General features: G+C 56.0%; 14 protein-coding genes. 7 read left to right on the plus strand and 7 right to left on the minus strand.

Annotated features, from left to right (window positions below; all coding sequences use genetic code 11):
• Positions 1-87 precede the first annotated feature (87 nt).
• Positions 88-5694 (minus strand): PKD domain-containing protein, encoded by a 5607-nt coding sequence (locus FQU85_RS07780; protein ID WP_168219954.1) that lies wholly within the window; start codon positions 5692-5694, stop codon positions 88-90.
• 442 nt (positions 5695-6136) lie between these two features.
• Here FQU85_RS07780 and FQU85_RS07785 point away from each other — a divergent pair, with 442 nt between their 5' ends.
• Both FQU85_RS07785 and FQU85_RS07790 read left to right on the plus strand, forming a co-directional pair.
• Positions 6137-6796: a hypothetical protein gene (locus FQU85_RS07785; RefSeq protein ID WP_145846589.1), complete on the plus strand. Its 660-nt coding sequence runs from the start codon at positions 6137-6139 to the stop codon at positions 6794-6796.
• Between the two features lie 35 nt (positions 6797-6831).
• Entirely contained in the window at positions 6832-7962 is a 1131-nt protein-coding gene (locus FQU85_RS07790) for a DUF3644 domain-containing protein (RefSeq protein WP_145846591.1), read from the plus strand.
• Between the two features lie 52 nt (positions 7963-8014).
• Here FQU85_RS07790 and FQU85_RS07795 read toward each other — a convergent pair whose 3' ends face one another.
• From FQU85_RS07795 to FQU85_RS07805, 4 genes are all read right to left on the minus strand, one after another.
• Positions 8015-9913 carry a DUF4365 domain-containing protein gene (locus tag FQU85_RS07795; protein ID WP_145846594.1) on the minus strand — a complete coding sequence of 633 codons (1899 nt, stop codon included), beginning with the start codon at positions 9911-9913 and terminating at the stop codon, positions 8015-8017.
• A 111-nt stretch (positions 9914-10024) separates the two neighbouring features.
• Positions 10025-11377: a transposase gene (locus FQU85_RS13475; RefSeq protein ID WP_240792403.1), complete on the minus strand. Its 1353-nt coding sequence runs from the start codon at positions 11375-11377 to the stop codon at positions 10025-10027.
• Positions 11378-11735: 358 nt separating this feature from the next.
• A complete protein-coding gene (locus FQU85_RS13480; protein WP_206022022.1) occupies positions 11736-11900 on the minus strand; it encodes a hypothetical protein in 165 nt (54 codons plus the stop codon).
• Between the two features lie 17 nt (positions 11901-11917).
• Entirely contained in the window at positions 11918-12148 is a 231-nt protein-coding gene (locus tag FQU85_RS07805; RefSeq protein ID WP_145846597.1) for a FaeA/PapI family transcriptional regulator, read from the minus strand.
• Between the two features lie 175 nt (positions 12149-12323).
• On the opposite strand from FQU85_RS07805, the gene FQU85_RS07810 reads away from it, so the two are divergent.
• Genes FQU85_RS07810 through FQU85_RS07825 form a run of 5 tightly spaced genes read left to right on the plus strand, consistent with a single transcriptional unit; the run spans position 12324 to position 15839 of the window.
• A complete protein-coding gene (locus FQU85_RS07810; RefSeq protein WP_145846602.1) occupies positions 12324-13133 on the plus strand; it encodes a twin-arginine translocation signal domain-containing protein in 810 nt (269 codons plus the stop codon).
• On the plus strand, positions 13120-13254 hold the full coding sequence (locus tag FQU85_RS13715) for a hypothetical protein (RefSeq protein WP_255473785.1): 135 nt from the start codon (positions 13120-13122) through the stop codon (positions 13252-13254). The genes FQU85_RS07810 and FQU85_RS13715 overlap by 14 nt, the downstream gene beginning before the upstream one ends.
• Before the next feature lie 12 nt (positions 13255-13266).
• Positions 13267-14130: a hypothetical protein gene (locus FQU85_RS07815; RefSeq protein ID WP_145846605.1), complete on the plus strand. Its 864-nt coding sequence runs from the start codon at positions 13267-13269 to the stop codon at positions 14128-14130.
• On the plus strand, positions 14131-14910 hold the full coding sequence (locus FQU85_RS07820) for a hypothetical protein (protein WP_145846608.1): 780 nt from the start codon (positions 14131-14133) through the stop codon (positions 14908-14910). It begins immediately after the preceding gene.
• Positions 14907-15839, plus strand: coding sequence for a hypothetical protein (locus FQU85_RS07825; RefSeq protein ID WP_145846610.1), 933 nt, complete (start codon positions 14907-14909; stop codon positions 15837-15839). The genes FQU85_RS07820 and FQU85_RS07825 overlap by 4 nt, the downstream gene beginning before the upstream one ends.
• A 343-nt stretch (positions 15840-16182) precedes the next feature.
• Here the strand turns inward: FQU85_RS07825 and FQU85_RS07830 are convergent, their stop codons facing one another.
• A complete protein-coding gene (locus tag FQU85_RS07830; RefSeq protein ID WP_145846612.1) occupies positions 16183-16620 on the minus strand; it encodes a VanZ family protein in 438 nt (145 codons plus the stop codon).
• Positions 16620-17219 (minus strand): hypothetical protein, encoded by a 600-nt coding sequence (locus tag FQU85_RS07835; protein WP_145846614.1) that lies wholly within the window; start codon positions 17217-17219, stop codon positions 16620-16622. Before FQU85_RS07835 ends, FQU85_RS07830 begins: the two co-directional genes overlap by 1 nt.
• Positions 17220-17287 lie beyond the last annotated feature (68 nt).

A 17287-nucleotide genomic window follows, 5' to 3' on the forward strand; every position in this document is an offset into this window, starting at 1 on the left:
TTTTGCTATAGAGCGGTGGGGTGACTGTCTCGGGACTTGCTCTTAGAGCAGGTGCAGGTCACGAACGTCGGTGTGTTAATCGCTCCGTCATTGTTGCCAGGCGTGGATGAGAGCGAGGAGGTTCTGTAATGAGAGGGCGTTCTGGCGCCAATCATGGATGCCGGCCAGTAGTTCGGTTGTTTCGATACCATTCTCGTCTGTGTCGTATTGTTCGATGAGCGGTGTTTTCGGTGTGACCGTGATGGTGATTCGTGTTGCGGTGATCTGGGTGTTGTTGTGTTGGAGTTGGATGGTGGTGGTGTATGTGCCAGTGGCGTTGGTGGCTGGGATTTGAATGGTCATGGTAGCTCTGACCGTCTCATTCGGGTCAATATCTGAGAATACGACTTGGTGCCCGTCGGTGATGACCGCAAATTGGTCTTGAGCTGTTGGGTCGGTGCCGGCGACACGGTGAATCCACGTTGACGGAAGTGTGGTGTTAGTGAATACGATCTCGCCGGTTGACCTTGTTGCCCCGGTATTTGTGAGTGTGGCATTCACAACGATTGTGTGGCCGGGCGTAGGTGCGAGGTGGTCGCGCGGTGTTGTGAGGGTCAGCGACCGTTCAGCACTCGGGGAGACAGTGAGGCTGCGGTGGATTGTTGTCGTGGCCCCCTTTTCATCGGTTACTGTTAGTGTGACCCGGTAGGTCCCCGGACTGGTGAATGTGTGGGTCGTCACCGCAGTGGTTGCCTCTGAGCGAGTATCGTTGTCGAAGTTCCATGTATAGGCGGTGATCGTTCCATCAGTGTCGGTTGATGTGGACGCATTGAACGTTACCGACTCACCGACGGTGACCGTGCTGTTGGCTGGTGACCGCGTAAAGGCGGCGGTGGGCCGATTGTTCGTCGGGGTGGTTGTTCGGAGCACGGTTAAGGTTCCGTCTGTGGTTGGTCCATAGAGGGTTGTTGGCGAGCCAGCGAGCCCTGTGAACCCGGTGTCACGATGTATTGTTTGTTTTCGCTTGCCAGTCAGTGTGAGTTCAGAGAGGGCACTATGCGTGCCAACCCACATCGAATTGTTGTAGTAGGCAAGGCCAGCTGGACCGGCAGATTCCCCCGGGCCGCGAATGGCGAACTGCCGGACGTGGTCGCCAGTTGGCGTATACTCATGGATTGCATTCGGCACGCTCGTTACCTCTGCAACCCACAGCGAGCCATTGCCAAAGGCCAGCCCATATGGATCGACTCCCATATTGATCCGAGAGCGAACCTCTCCAGTCGAGGGATTCAACTCCAGAATCTGTCCAGCAAAGGCATCTGACTGGGCATCCGCATACCACAGCGACCCATTCCCATACGCAAGTCCTTGATTTGTGCCATCCGGTGCTGGGAAGACAGTGAGAACTTTGTCGGTCTCCAAGTCGATTTTCAGGATTTGACCATCGGAGAGGACGTATGCGGTATCACCGTTGACTGCAACCCCTTGCTCTGCGGTGTAGTTGAATCGCTCCGAAGAGGTTGTGTCTGCGATGAAACTCACCGTCCGCGTTGAGAAGTGTGGGACATTGAATGCTACCCACGGACTCGCACCCGGGCCAGCAGACTCCTTGACGGTGAATGGGTGTTGTTCACCGTCCAAGTACATCGTGAGATTCGAGAGATCCGCCGCCGTGGAAATTGCCTCGCGACGGAGGTACACTGTTACGTTCGAGGCACTTTCTGGAGCAGAAATGGCGACCGTGTAGTTCGTTATCGAACGTTTTCGAACCTCGACAGAAGTGTTGTGCGCGAACCCACGCTCGATTCGGACGGCGTCGGCAAGGCTATCCGGATCGACTTGTGTCCCACCGAGGACGACCGTCTCGGTGAGTTGTGCGAGTCTCTCTTCGTCGTTTGTGACGACGCTGAATGCCTCTGGTTTACGAACTGTGTCGAGTCGCGTATGAAGATTCGTTCGATTAGTTTCTTTCCAGACGGAGACCACGACGTCGTACTTGCCGGTCGGTGCGGCTTCCTGGACGGTCCACGACAGCGAGATCCGTTTCGTCTCACTGGGCGCGAGTGTGACCGTTTTGCCGGTCGAGTTATGGTTGTCGTAGCTGGTACCGTCGGGCCCGACGACGCTGTAGCCGACGAAGACTGGGTGTCTGCTCCGTCCAGTGTTTGTAACTGTTACTGAAACTGATACACTCTCCTTTGTTTGATACTCTTTCGCTGGCTCTGAGTCTATTTCGAGATTAGCCTGAATTCCGGAACGGCTGGCGTAGTTTGCTAAGACCTTTGATACTGCTGTTCTTTGGAATTTTTTTGCGAACGTTCTCTCGCGAGCAGCTTGATCGAGGAATCTATTTTTCTTCTCCCGAGCGTAGGCCTCCTCTCCAAAGATTGACTTAAGGAACGATTCGTACTCTCCAAGAATGCTTTTTTCGATTGCATTTGCGTCTTGGCGGTAGTATGAGACGAGTGCCAACTGTTCCATATAGGCTGCCGCATGGAAGGTCGTGGCAATATCTGCTTGTGGGATCTCGCTATTTCGCGCCAAATTGTCTCCGTATGTATTCTGAATATCTTGTCTTATATCATCAATATGGTTAGCTATTCTGAGAGAGTATTCTGCTTTAATTAGGGCTGCATAAGTCGCAGGACGTCCAGTCAAGAGTCCACCAACCTGCCAGCCTAGTAAGGCAGTGCTAGCGAGGGAAGCGGCGCCGGCAGCAAGTGTGCCCGCTGTGCTGGAGGTTACCCACGAACTGACTGAGGCAGCATACGTGGACTTCGTTACGAGCCAAGACCCGAATTTAGTACCGACTGTCTTTGCGGCCATCGTCCCGATGGTTATCCCATCCTGCTTAGCCCATTGTTCAATAGCTTCTATTGTCTTCGCTCGGCTATTCTCGTGTTGAATCTCGAGTTCGGTAATCGCTCGATCTAGCCCTTCAGGCAGAGAAACACCCTGGTGAGTGTGTGCGTAGGTCTGAAGCTGGCTTAACATCGCCACTCTACGATCTTTGTACGTCTGATGTTCACTGATTGAGAGAACTAGACTGGCGAGCCCGACTCCATAGCCGATTTTACTGGTGTCTAACCTCTTTATTTGATCTGCATATCGGATCAACGTCTGCCGAACATACTTCGACTTGACACTCTTCCCCGCAACCTTGACATACTTCTGCGCTTTGTACGTCTTTGCGAGATCCAGAGCAGTTTTTGCTGATGCTGCAGCTGATTTCGCTTTTATAATCTCTTGGGCTGCAATCTCAGGAACTAATTGATAGTTCCTTGATGTGGTGGTGATCGCCTGAAGCGATGCTAGGTAACGATCTTCTGGACTATGAAGTGTACTTCCGACTAAATTTTGGAACCAAAAATTGACATCTGCACGCGGGCTGTGTATCATTTGATCATGTAACTCAGTGTATCGTGGCTGTCGATTGATATCACCACGTGCCCACGCTAACGCTGCCTGTGTCTGCGTCACATTCCGAATTATAGCTTGCTTTTTTGCTGAAACGAATTCCAGTCCAGACGGAGTTTGACGGAATACAAACGTTCTCTGAATATTGAAGGCGGCTGACCATCCGGAAATGCTCGTGAAGAGTTGACGAGCCGATGCAGGCTCGTTACTGATATATCGAATTACTCCCTGTTTATCTGGTTGGGCATATCCGATCAGGTAGGATGTCTCTTTATATTTAACTGGGCCGAAAATAATTGCGTCTTCGTTAGGACCAATGAACTTTCTGATGGTCTGATTTTCCTTATGCGTGAGACCAGTACTTGTCGAAGAACGGATAGGCATGATTGTTATCTCCGTTCGATTCTGGCCCTGAATCGTCACCTGCTTTTGCTTCACAACGATCCCTTCCTCGGCGCCGAAGTCGGTCGGTTTGATTGCCACTGTGTGGGTCCCCTCGTCGAGTACGAGTTCGCCTTGAGCGTTTGGCGTTACCTGTGTGCCGTTGACGAGGACACGATACTTGTTTGCTGCAATTGGATCTCCGTTTTTGTTGACGACCTCGAGTTTGAGCACGCCCGCGCCGGTCCGAGTCATTGGGACGCTCACTGCAAAGCTACCCGTTTTGGGGACGTCGATCGTGTCGGTAACGGTCTCGAAGCCGTCCGCCGTTACGGTGAGCGTATGCGTCCCAATCGGCAGCTGGAAGCTGATTTTCCCTTCCGCATTTGTTTGTTTTGTCTTTCCTGCTACAGAGACAGTCGCACCCTTAATTGGTTCGCCAGCGAATGCATAGCCCTCGATTGTGCCTTGTTTCGAGACGGTGAACCAGACCTCAGTTGTGGGAAGTGATACACTCGTGGTTAGGGATAGCTCGCGGTTGCTCTCAAGCGAGGACAGCTGTTTGCTCGCTACTTTGTTGCCATCGTGGTAGACTTCGACAGTGTAGTGCCCCTCGTTGGTTGGATATACCCAGAGTTTTCTTGGGGTTGTCGTGCCGTCTGAGCTGGTTGTGGCAGAGCGCCACGTGACGCCTTCATGCGACGTGATTTTTACTGTCGCATCTGGAAGTGGGGTTGTTCCATCCTGATAGTACACGGTTGGTTTGATCCAGACTGAGTCCTCAACTTGGATTGTTCGACTAACAGCAGAATCCCGGATTGTGATCCAACCGGTGGATCCTGCCATCTGATCGTTGATGTAGGCGACGACCTTGTAGTCGTGGCCGCCAGGGAGCGAATTAACTGTATGAGCCAGGTCGACGGTTGGATAGTTCTCAATCGTTCGGAAGGGCTCACCAGTAAAATCGTCCTGCCAGATAACTAACCCATTCACGTCGTTGGCTTGCTCACCATTCGGAAGCCGAACAGCAACAGTGAGATCGGCCGCGAGTTTGTCGAAGTGTGCTGTCACCGATTTAGCTTGATCCATCGTCACGGTGATCGACCGGTCCGATTGATGGCCAGACGGATAATCCCCCGACCAGTGATCAAACCGGTATCCAGGGTTAGGCTCCGCTGTAACCGAGACCGTCGTCCCTGTCTTTACCGCACCTGTCGGGGTTTCCTCAACGCGTCCACCGGTCGTACTTGCAACCGATAAGTCATATGTGGGGACGGATTTACTAGTACTGATACTCGGACTAGAATCGCTGGTGAGCGCGTCGAATTGCCTACTCGCGACCGTCTCACCATCAACAACGACGTCAACAGTGTAATAGCCGGGATCAGTGGCGGCAGTTGGATACAACCACAGTGGAGATGGATTCAGAGTGCCGTCCGCAGTCGTCGTTGCAGACCGCCAGACGACCTTTCCGCTGCCGTCCGGATCGTCTTCGTGGGACTTGACGTACACCGTCGCCCCTTTAAGCGGCGTCACGCCATCCTGATAGTAAATCGTCGGCGCAAATTCGATCGGATTTTTAACCTGAATCGTCGCTGATTTCGAACTTTCATCCCCCCACGTCCACCAGTCATCCTGGCTGATCGTAATTGCGGATGTTGAGCCAGCAAACTGATCGTGAATATAGGCATGGACGGTATAGGTATGGCCGGTCGGCAGATTCGAGAACGTATATTTCAACTCTACACTGGGATAGTTGGTGACGGTCTTGTAGTGTGTCCCGTCTTGGTAGATGATCAGTGCGTTCACCTCAGCGGCCTGGTCACCATTCGCGTGCGTTACATTAATCGTCAGGTCCCCACTGCCGCCGGCCGCTGCTACCTGCCCCGTCCCACCTGCAACAACAGCAATTACCATCACACCCACCACCGCCACCCGACCATAGGCCGATAAACTACTGTCGTTCATTGTGTTCCCAGAAACCAAGTCTTGGTGGCTGCCGAGTCCACACAACCATTCATTTGTCATACACGACCAACCGGAGGCCCTTAACAGTAGTTGAAAACACGCCTATTCTATTCAGTAGTGCTTCCAAACTCTGATCGAGATTAGAAGGGGGCTCGGAGCAAGTAGAACACCCTCACCCAAACACATAAGAATAAAATCATTTTGGCCTTCAGACTCAGATATTAGGCCCTGTTGAACCCGCTGAAACTGATAAAATGGGTGTGCGAGATACGGAAGACACAGTCAGGACGATGCCAGTTGGGAAGAGAGGTCGAACGCCAGAAGTCAGTATCTACTAGTAAAGTGCCTTTGAAATGGGAATATGGTTGCGCCAAAAGTCCCGAAGCCTCGGATGGCGCTACCAATCTCGCTCTTCGGGATTCTCTGCATATTCTACCTCACAGCGTGTCTTAGTTGGAATGCCAGCAAAGTGGTTCAGGGAACAGGAATTTCTATCGACATCATCGGCGTGGTGGTATTAGCGATACCAGATTTGCCGTTTCTCCAGAAGCACTTCTATTCGGGGAAACTGAAAGCCGCACTCAATCACCTTCGGTTCGAGAACGAGGGAAGCGCCGCAAACCTACTTGCGGCTCCGAATCTTGAAGAGAGATTAATTGATGCACTTTACGTCGTTGAAAACGCTAAAGACTGCACAGTAGACGAGCTTCTCGACACTATTGAGGTGGTTCGAGAACGGACACCCTCGAATACAGGATTCTATGAATTACGGGAGGAACTTAGAGAAGAATCAGATAACAAAGGTGGTGATTGGGGCAACGTGTATGGATTCAAAACGTTTGATGGTCAACGTGGTAGTCGTTCAATTGTGATGAGAGAAGTAGACGGAACACCAAGGAAGCGGATTGAAGGGCCATATCATATGGTCTTCGGGCCGATTGAAACACGAGTCGAAGAGTATGACGCGAGAATTAGAATATTGGGTTTGACGCTCTTGCTGATTGGGTTTCTCTTCCAGCTCTCCTCCCTGTTTTTCACACAGACTGGTTGATGTAGTTTTTTCAGATGAGCAGGTGTGGTTCGACCATGACCGACTACGAGGGATATAAATCTACTGCCACAGACTCATTTCGCATAGCTGTTGAGTTATTCAACCGCCCTTTCGAGAATGGCCGTACGGAAGGGGTATTGATATTACTTGACCACAGTTTTGAGATGCTGTTGAAGGCAGCAATTCTCCGTAGAGGAGGTGAAATTCGTGCAGACGATGGATCGGGCCAAACAATATCCTTGGAAAAATGTGTGAAGCGGTGTCGGGATGGAACGCGTGACAACCAGCGAATCCAGTTCCTCTCCAAATCTGAAGCTGCTGCCATATTCTCGCTCAACAATCTCAGGGATTACGCACAACATGACCAAGTTGATGTTAGGGAACAGCAGCTCTATCTCCAGTCTAGACAATGTACGGACATCTTTGAGATGATCTTGACCCGGGTATTCAATGAGTCGCTATCACAGTACCTTCCCGACCGAGTGCTCCCGCTATCGACCACCGTCCCAACAGACATTGCATCCGTTATTGACCAAGAAATCGATGAGATTCAGGAACTGATGGACGAAGGGGCCACCGACGAGGCACGGAATAAGCTGAAAGCGTTGGACTCCGTGGAACGAGGCTTGGCTGATGACGGTGACACGCCAGATCACTCTGAATTGACTACAAAGCTGGAAGCAGTTGATGACGACCAAGACCTAGAGGATATTTTCCCGAGTACATTCGCGGCTCTTACTGACGGAGTAGATTCTGGCGGCGGAGTTCGAATCAATCTTGGGTCCGATGATCCTGGCCTCCCCGCGCAGTATGTCCCTGAAGACGAGATTGATGAGGATGATGATGTCTATTTATTTACTGAGAAGAATATTCACGGTAGATATCCCTTCAACCCGATGCAGTTCAAAAAACAGGTGAATTCAGAACTTAGTGAAGACTGTGACTGGAAGGGTGAACTTAGCTTACCAAGGCTGAAGTCGATATTGGTAGAGATGGGGCTCTGGGAACAAGAAAAATTCCATCAATCAGAACTGCCACTTGGCGCGGGGGACACACGACCTGGCTATAGTCCAAGTTGCGTAGATAGTGTCGTTGAAGCGATTGAGGCAGGTGAAATTGTGGTTGAGGATGCATGGGAAGCAAATAAAGCCGAATTTGGGTACTAGGTACTTGGGATGGCTGGCGTCCAGTGTTGTCGTACGTTCCTGACTTGTAAAATCAGGATTGTTCGTCACCCATGTTACCAGGGGTGGGCGATTCACGTTGTGTCTTGAGGTACGCTTGGAAATCTGGATCGTCCACTTGGTTTTGAGCAAATTCGTCTGTGTACTCCCAGTCGTCCGGTCGTGGACAATGATGTTCGCACCCGGCGCAGTGCTGTTCTTCAAATGTATTGAACAAGGATTCAAGATTGCTCCCCATCATCCCACCGCCGTGCTGACACCACAGTGTTTTTGTCCCAATCGAAGTGACTCCGGTTAGTTTCCCCAATTGAGATGGGTGGTATGACAGATGGAGATGTTCGCAGTGCCGGTGGTACGGTTCCGGATCGGCATCCTCAACACCACGTCGGGCTGCATCGGCAACAATATCTCGTGTGTCCAGTTGGTTGTCATTCACTGACCTACTCGTTTCGTCCACGTCGATGCCCTGTATTTCGAGCATACGTTTTGTCTGTTCCTTCAAATCACGGTCGTTGGATTGCTGGTCGGAATCGTTGTCATGGGAGTGCGGGTCCGGATTGTCTTCGATTCGCTGTAGGTTTTCTTCAGCATCTTGAATGAGTACCTCATCGTCGAACCCTTTGGCGAGGTCACGAGCATCCGTCAGGAATCCCGTTGCCGTGTCCGGGTCTGACATAACGAAGTAATGGTAGAGGCCAACACTTTTTCGCAGATTGAACTCAGTCTCTGGCTCATTTAGTAAGTCGGCGAGCTGTGTTGCTTGGTCAACGAGTGGGTGTACCTCGTTTGGGGGCTCGTCACCATGCGGTGAATCGATAGCTAACGAGGTACGGCGCATCACATAATCAATAATTGGTGACAGGCACGTCGCATATGCGTAGTACTCCTTGTTTTCGAGTAGCTCAGCGAGTATAGTGTTGATTTCTGTAGCTGCTTGGAGTTCGTGAGTGAGCAGTTCTCGCTCGCTTAACGAACGGATGAACGGGTATTCCGGCACGCTGAGTTCATCAGTGTCTTGTACGATATCCACCGCAACCATCTCCTCGCGTCGTTTGAGAATCACGGATAACCCGCCGATATGCTTGTGGACAGCTGCGATGTTCGCATCAGTCTCCCGGTCAAGGTCGCGTGCAATGCCTTCGGCTTCAGCTCCAAGTTCAGCGATTTGGAAGGCTTCGTCCGCGTTTCCAGGATTTAACATCAGGATCTGCATCAGCAACGCGCTGATTTTCGCCCGGTCTTCATGCGCTGAATCGCTGACCTCTTCTACTGCCTCTTGCGCTTGCTCAAATCGTCCGCGCTTTAGATGCAATCGAGCTTCAACAAGCCTGTGCCCGCGGTAACTCGTACGTTCGCTCTCCGTCTGATTTTGTAATTCAGTAATATCATCTGGAGTGAATTGGATTCCGTCGCCAATATTCAACCCTCTCGATTCCTGACGTGTAATTCGGTTACTCGTTCGTTTAACGGCTCTCTCAAGGCGTTCGTAATCAGTGATTTTCTGCGACCGTGGAACCCGAATACGAGCGTAATCTTGTTTCTCCCGCCAATTCGGGGTATCCTCGTTGAGGTCGTCCCATACGAATTCCTGTACGATACGCCAGTAAATCCCCTCATACTCATCATCGTAAATAGCGAGCACGACGGGGAGAGGTTCGGCCAGGTATTGTGAGATGTGCGAAGTCTTGAGATCGTGGTGAACGCTGTCGTCGTTATCGAACCCGCTGGAAGACTTAAGCTGAATGTAGAAATGATCGCCCGTGAGTTGCTGCTGGTCGGTGTCCTCATCGCTGGATGGCTCTTCGGTGAGTGCTACCTCAAAGTCGAGCCCATAGTCGTTTTCTAAAGCGTTAACGACATACGGGCTCAGGTCTTTTTCGAGTTGTCCGATTCCTCGACGGTCAACGACGTGGTGGGGGCTCCGTTCGGTCATCGGTCAGCTTGTTGTGTTTCCTGGGTGTGTCCAGTCATAGCGGTCAGGTCGTGACTGTTTATCATAGCTCAAGATGTTTCCACTTACGAATAAATCCCTGTGCAGTGTTGATCAATCGGCGTCTGACGAGGCCCACTCAGCATCGGCTATATCTCCAAATATCTGCTTGGTCTCTGGTGGTTCGGTCGGAAGGCGAAGATCGCGCGGGTCGTCCTCGATGGCCTGCATCAGCTCACCAGCGGTCAGTTGCTTCCCCTCGCTCAGGGCTTCACCCGTTTCCTCAGCGCGGAGGATGTTCGCCACCGTCCAGATGTTGAAGAGGTGCGCCGCGAAGTTGAAATAGAACGCCCGAAGCGCCGGGTTTCGAGACCCACACTTGGCGAGGAACTCCTCCTTGATCACGCGGAAGTCCGTCTCGATGCCCCACCGACGGCGGTACGCCTCACCCAACTCTTCCGGCGGGATCTCTTCGGAATGCAGGTTCGTGTAGAAGTACGTGTAGTCGTCCATCGGCTCATCAGCGTCTGACTGCCGCAGTTTCACCGTCTTGTCCGACTTCAGCCCGACCGCGTAATAGCTGTCTTCGTCGAGGGAGCCGACGCCGTAGGGGTAGTACGACGACCGCAGATCGGCACGCGCCATTCCGTTCAGGAAGTGTTTGACCGTCTTCCCCGACTTGCGGCCCTGCATCACCAGTTCCAGCCCCTGCTCGGTGATAGTCGAAATCGTGTCCGAGTTGTAGAACTCCGTCCCCGCGTCAAGGTAGACACGGCCGATACTCAGGTGTTGCCTGGCCAGCCGGAGCATCCGACGGATGTACTCTGGCGTCTTGCTCTTGTCTTTGACCGGGAGCACGACCAGAATCAGCGGCGTGTCAGTCCCGACGAGAGCCAGCGTGATGTACTTCCACGCCCACGAGTAGTTCCGCCCCGGCTTCGTCCCGCGAATGAACTCGTTGCTTTCGTTGTCGCCGTAGAACGGCCAGTCCGTGATGTCAATAGCTACCTCCGCGCTGTCGGGAAAGTAGTCGTGCCGGGCGGCGATATCGAAGAGTTCCTCGTTTGCCTCCCGGAACATCCGCAAGACGGACTCCCGTGAGGACTTCCGAAGGTGGTGCGTGAGGTTCTGCCCCGTCGGAATGTCGCCGTCGTCGTAGAATGGCTTGTACTTGAGGTTCTTCGCGGCGTCGTTGACGAAGCCGTTCCCGTTCGCGGCGGCGATGAGCACCCGGAGCGACGCGTCCTTCGTCACCTCTGTACTGCTGTCGCGCTTCAGGCGGAGGTACTTGAACGTCTTCGAGCGGAGCTCCCGAGCGATGACCTGAACCGGCGGGAACCCTTCGCCGTCCGTGACTATCGTGTCCGGCGTCGGGTCGCGGAACCAGTGTTCGAGCTTCGTGTCCTGCAACTGCCGAACCAGCGTTTCAGTCTCGCTCGCGTAGTAGTGCCGCGTTTCTTCGAGCATCCGTCCTGGCATCCGGTTCAACGTCGGTTGACTCACCGAATCCTCAATGCCCAACGACTCCCGGATGTCAGCGTCGTTGATGGCGCGGGCTACGCCCGACTGGTTGAGTGCCGAGAGGTCGAAGAACAGATACAGCCGCGTCGCGTCTTCTCCGTCCAGATTTTGCGTTAGATCCTCGTTTTCCCCTTCGTCCAGTAGTAGTGCCGAAGCTGAACCTTCCCGAGTGCCTTTGCGAGTCGGTGTTCGGGCGGCTTCAGGTCATACCGATTCCGTTCCACCGACCAATTGTAGACGCGGTAGACCTCTGATTTGATAGCTTCCCACAGCGGCGGCGTGATGTTCTTGGCCGGGTTTCGGGTCAAAAGGCCCGTGTACGCCCAAGGATCGTCGCGCGGGTCGTCGGGTAGTTCCTCTCGGCTTCTCTGTACCGGCTTGAAATCTTCGCCTTCTCCTGCCGCCGTTCGTGGATTTCACCCTTCGACTCGGGCTCACGGTCGGCGTCCTCGTTTTTCTCCTTTGCCATCCTGCTGAATCCCCCGTCTACTCCTGTTCAACCGTCCAAACCAGAGAATTGCCGACCTTCTTCTTCGAGACCTTTCCATTCTCTTCGAGACGCCGCAGACGGTAGTCCGCCCCCTGTCGGGCAATTCCAAGTTCATCTGCTACTTCCTTCGTTCCCGCTGGCTCGTGCTCTGCAACAGCACGAATAAACTCCTCATCGGAGTGTTCGGGCTTGTATCGTCCGTGCTCGTTCCGCTCCTTGTCGTCCATACCCCCTCTTCCACGTCACGGCACTTGTTCGTTTTGACGTGTAGCAAAAGGCTTATCACCTGTTGCCCTGTAGCAAGAGGTGAGGAAGCCCGGCCCCTCGGGGTGTGACCATCGCAGGAAACGCCCGCGTGCTTGGAACACGCGGGCCGAGTTCCCCAAGACGATTGAAGAACCCATGACCGAATTCGAGTCCGACCAAATTGAAGGCATCGCTCGCCCTGCCGTCACCGACGGAGGGCAAAGTAACTACGACCTCGATACCCTGGACGCGATCATCGAGGAGAACCTGTGGCAGGCCGCCCGCGACGGGCTGGATGACGACGCAGTGGCCGACTTACTCCTCCGCCACCGTGACGGCGTGGTGGGCAACGGCCTCGATGACCACGTCGGTCTCAAGCGCGAGGTCGCCACAGACGGCGGCGTGTCTCGGCGGAAGTTCCTCGGAACGGCCGCGGCCGCCACTGCTGGTGTCCCGATTGTCAGCGGTGAAGGGTCGGCGGAATCCACCGACGAGGTCCACGAATCGCCCGACCTGAGCAACGACTACCCGAACACGCGCCGGATGAAGGGCGGTACCGGCCATCCGCTCACCGGGATCTATGCCCCGGAGACCTGGAGTAGATCGACGCGAGCTGAGTCCGAAGACTTCGGCGGCGTCACGGAGCTGGAGTTCTACCAGCACGCGCTCCAGTGGGGGATGGGAATCAGCCTGAAAATCAGGAAAGGAGACGTTGAAACGTCTATCTCCCTCGATGTTGACCGCGCTGAAATGCTCGGGCGCTGGCTCATCGAGGCCGCCCGCGACACCAAGCAGTGGCGGGCGGAGAACCCCGAAGCGTGGAACTACGAGATGGACACCAGCGACAACGTGGCCGACCGAATCGACGAGCCTGCTGTGGGCGAAGGTGAGTTGGGAAGCGACCGGTTGAAGACGCCGGCACAACTGGCGGCGACTCTGTCGGAGGTGGCCGATGCAGACCAGTGACGCCCGCGTGACCGCTCGCATCGTCCGCACGGACGACGGCGATACGTTCCACGAGTACGAAGTCGGCGGCATTTCGTACCCCTCGGCAGAGGCTCTCGAAGCGGCGCTTGAAGCACGCTAACCCCACAAAATCATGATTGAAGACATCGAGAAGGACGTTTTCGTACGAATTCAAACCGACCTACTGGTGGTCGGAGACAGCATCATGACCGACCGGCACCACGCCAGCAACGGGAACTACGAGGACGACGACCCGCAGAACCAGATCGGCGGAATCATCCCCGCCTTCCCCCTCTCCGGGTGGCTCCGCCACGGGATGGAGGAAGTCGTCCACGACTACGACGGCACCGCCTGTCATCCCGGGGAAGCCAACGCGAACTTCATGAAGGAGGACGTCTACGAGCGCGACCTCGATGACGGCTACCACGAGAAGGGCGCGTGCACCGACGACCCGAAAGAAGACGACGGCTGTGTGGTCTTCGACCTCTTCGGCGGCTTCGGTGGCGTCCCCGGGAAGGTGATGCGGCGACCGATCAAGTTCAACCCCGTCCGCTCCAGCGTGGACTACACGCGCGGACAGGCTGAGGGTCACTACCGGCGGCTCAACCGGAACGTCGTCTCCCGGAACCGTGAAGACAACCGTGAGCCGCTTCGGAACGCCGAGGTAGACGCTGTGGCGAATCTGGACGGGTGCTGGCACCTCTCCTTCCGCGAGATGAAACCCGAGTTCGTCGGCCTTCTGACCGAGGGCATCAACTTCCTCGATGCTCACAAGACCGACTTCATGCACCAACTCGGTGGCGCGCGGAACTTCGGCGCGGGGATCGTCGATTGCCACCTCATCAACCCGCTCTACAACGAGCGCGAGCTGAAGCGCGTCTTCGACCGTGGAAAGGGCAACACGAACAAGATGGACGAAAAGGACGATCTGTGGACCGAGGAGTACCGCCCGGCGTTCGTTGAGGCGCTGGAGGACCGTATTGCGGAGGGACCGTAGATGGCCGAGAACGCCAGCCTCAGTGACTTTCAGGGCGACGGCGGCCAGGACGTGATGGTCGCCGCGTACCGCCACGATGCTCACAAGATGAACGGGCAGCCACACGACTACGCCCCGGAGACGTTCGCGGGCGTGCCGGTGAACCAGACGGTTCCCCACAGGGCGGACGGCGATGCGTCGGCGCTCAGCCGGCCGAACGGCCAGCCTGAGCAGACAGTGGAGAACCACGAGACGCTCTACCGGCTATCGCTCATTGAGGGCGAGAGTCGGTACGACCCCGAGGAGTTCACGCGCAACGGTGTGGAGAGCGCCGTGAGGTCGCTCCTGACCGAAGACGACCCGGCGGCCATGCATCGGGCGTGGCTGGAGAGCGACGTCGTCTCGGCGTTCAACGAGAGCGTCTACTACCCGTACACGAGCCTGAAGTACCACACCCTGCTCGTGGCGGCCCTACTCGACAACTACCGCGACGGCCACGAGTTCGCCGATCTCCTCCTGGTCGTGGACCGCGCCGGGGAGATCGTGCCCCACCGGACGGTCTACACAGGCGATGACTTCGCGCTCCGAATCGACGAGAGCGCGGGCGGGCGGCCGTCGTCCTGTCTCGGGAGTCGGCCGTGGCGGTCGTGGGCTTCGACGTGGAACCGGCTGACTGCGCACCCGCTCGATGCCGCTCACGACAAGTACGACATGGTGCTGGACGCGAACCTCCGCCGGATCGGCGCGTGGTCTACCGCGCTCCAGTACATCGAGGACTTCCGGGAGGCGTTCGATCGATGACGTGCATCCAGCAAGTCCAGTGGGAGCTGGAGATGGACTACATCGGCCACCCGTACTACGTCTCGGGGAACGCCATCATGCACGCGCTCGGCCAGCAACTCCCGCTCGACGTCCACCGCCACCTGAACGCGAGTCACGGCGTCTTCGTGCCCGGCCAGTTCGGGACGTTCCCCGAGGAGCACTCGCAGAGCGGCATCCGGCCGTACCTCGGAAGCGGCCTCCCGGACGTGGAGTCCTACGACGACCTGTTCCTGATGCGGCAGGCGTCGCACTCGTGGCTTCTCGATTCCCGGCCGCGAGACGCGCTGAACACCCACGACATCCGCGTGCAGAGCGGCCATCCGGCGCTGTCCCACGAGACCATCATGGGGAAGCCCGACGACGCGCGGAAGCAACAGCAGACGACGAAGTGGTACATCAACGCGTACCTGCACGCCGACCGGGACGATGTCCTCCCGCTCGATGAGAGCGTCCTGGACGGCCTCCAGTTCGGCGGGAAGCGCAACTACGGCTACGGCATCACGGGGCTGAAAGACACGCAGGTCGTAGACCTGGGGGCGTTGGACTACTCGCGTCTCGAAGACGGTGCGGCGTTCATCCTCGAACTCGTGACGCCGTTCGTGCTGGAGTCGGAGTACCCGAACGCTCACGACCAGGACGTGCCGTGGTGGTGGAAGGAGGACCGCCGCGATCTGCGTGAACGCGAGGAGAAGGTGCTGGAGCAACGCGAGGTGTACAAGCTCCAGACGGTGGACCACGGGCAGGTCGTGAAGTACGAGGGCGACCGGCCGGTGGAGACCGCGAAGAGCGGCATCCTCCGGGTCGGCAGTCACTCGAAGTACGGCTTCGGAGAGCTGCGAGTGACGCCCGTCGAACCCCGCTCGAATCCGTGTCAAAATCTAGAGGAAAAGACGAAGGTTACCGGGTGAGATAACTCATGTGTGACGGGAGAATCGGCACGAAAAAATCACGCCGCAGACTGAATAAAGAAATCGTATTTGCAACAACTGTTAACATTTCCCTGCCTGGAGGGGCTCTTCCGCACCGTACCCTGCCCCAACACGGGTGGCTGCGATTCAGAGAGCAGAACAGCCCGTCACACTGCAGATCACCGCGTTCGCAGTAGCCGGTGGAAACCGCAAGCGTTCGAATACCTACGCGTCAGCAGTACTGTCCGCGGTCGTTGTGCGACGCCACACACCAACGGCGAGGATCACGATGAGGCCACCGATGGCAAGGAGTTTTTTCACATTCATCTGCGTCCAGGGTGTCTCAGCGAGGGGGGATACGTTTTCTGTTTGCTGATTGGAGGGGGACGTACTGGATGTAGTCTTCGAGGAGGAGCCAGCTGGTGGCGAGGAGGGCGCCGATGGTGTTGGCGAGCATGTCGGTCGGACTGTAGTAGCGATTGGGGAGTGGGGCTTGGAGGAGTTCGATGAGGACGCCGTACGCAATTGCCCCACCAAGAATCAGGAGAAAACGGCGGCGCCGTGACCTAATAGTTGCGGTGGCGTAGGCGATGGCGAGGCCGAGGCCGGCGTACCCCGCGAAATGGAGTTGCTTGTCCCAGAGGGCGGTGACGCCACGCGGGGGTTGCGGGACCGCCTGCACGATTGAAAAATAAAAGAGGATGGTGGCGCCAGTGAGCACTCCCAGCCAGCGCACCCACGTGGGTGCCAACGGAATCGGAAGCCGATATTTTCCAGCCATTAGTACTCCCGATCGGCATCCCGGCTGTCGCTACGACTGGTGGTTCCCGTCGTCGCTTCATCAGCTGTGTCGTCGCCGTGCTGGGCAGGGGTGTTCGTGTCGGTGTTGGGGGTGGGTGGGTCGGGCGGTGCGAGCGCAGCGCTGAGCATCTGGACGGGACGACTTTCTCGGAGTTGGCTCCATGAGCGATCGCTGCGTGAGACGAGAAGTGCAACAGCGAGCAGCCCGCCGGCGGCGCTCAGTGTTGTGGTGGTGAGTTGGCCGCGGATTGCGGTGAGGGCGACGACTGCGCCCGTGGCGATGGTGAGGAGGAGGCCGGCGACTTTGAGTGGTACCGCCCGCACAACGTGCATTAAGGTGGTCCACGCACGGGTGATGCGGGCGCGGTGGGAGGCTGGCACCAGTGCGCGAACAACGTGGTCAAGGAGTGCGATAAGCGGGCCGACCGAGAACGTGGTTCGGAGGTCGATGACGACGACGTCGGGGTCGGGTTCTGCGGTGAGCCATTGGTAGAGGAAACTCGCTCGCAGCCACTGTTCGAGAACGATTGCGGTGGTGGTGACCGCTGACGTCGCACGTACGGCGGTGAGCCGCGACATTATCTGGGTGATCCGGGCGTGAAGCCGCGAGCCCTCGACGACCCGGCGAACACTACGGCCGACTCTGG

It is taken from the genome of Salarchaeum sp. JOR-1, from assembly GCF_007833275.1.
Lineage (GTDB): Archaea > Halobacteriota > Halobacteria > Halobacteriales > Halobacteriaceae > Salarchaeum.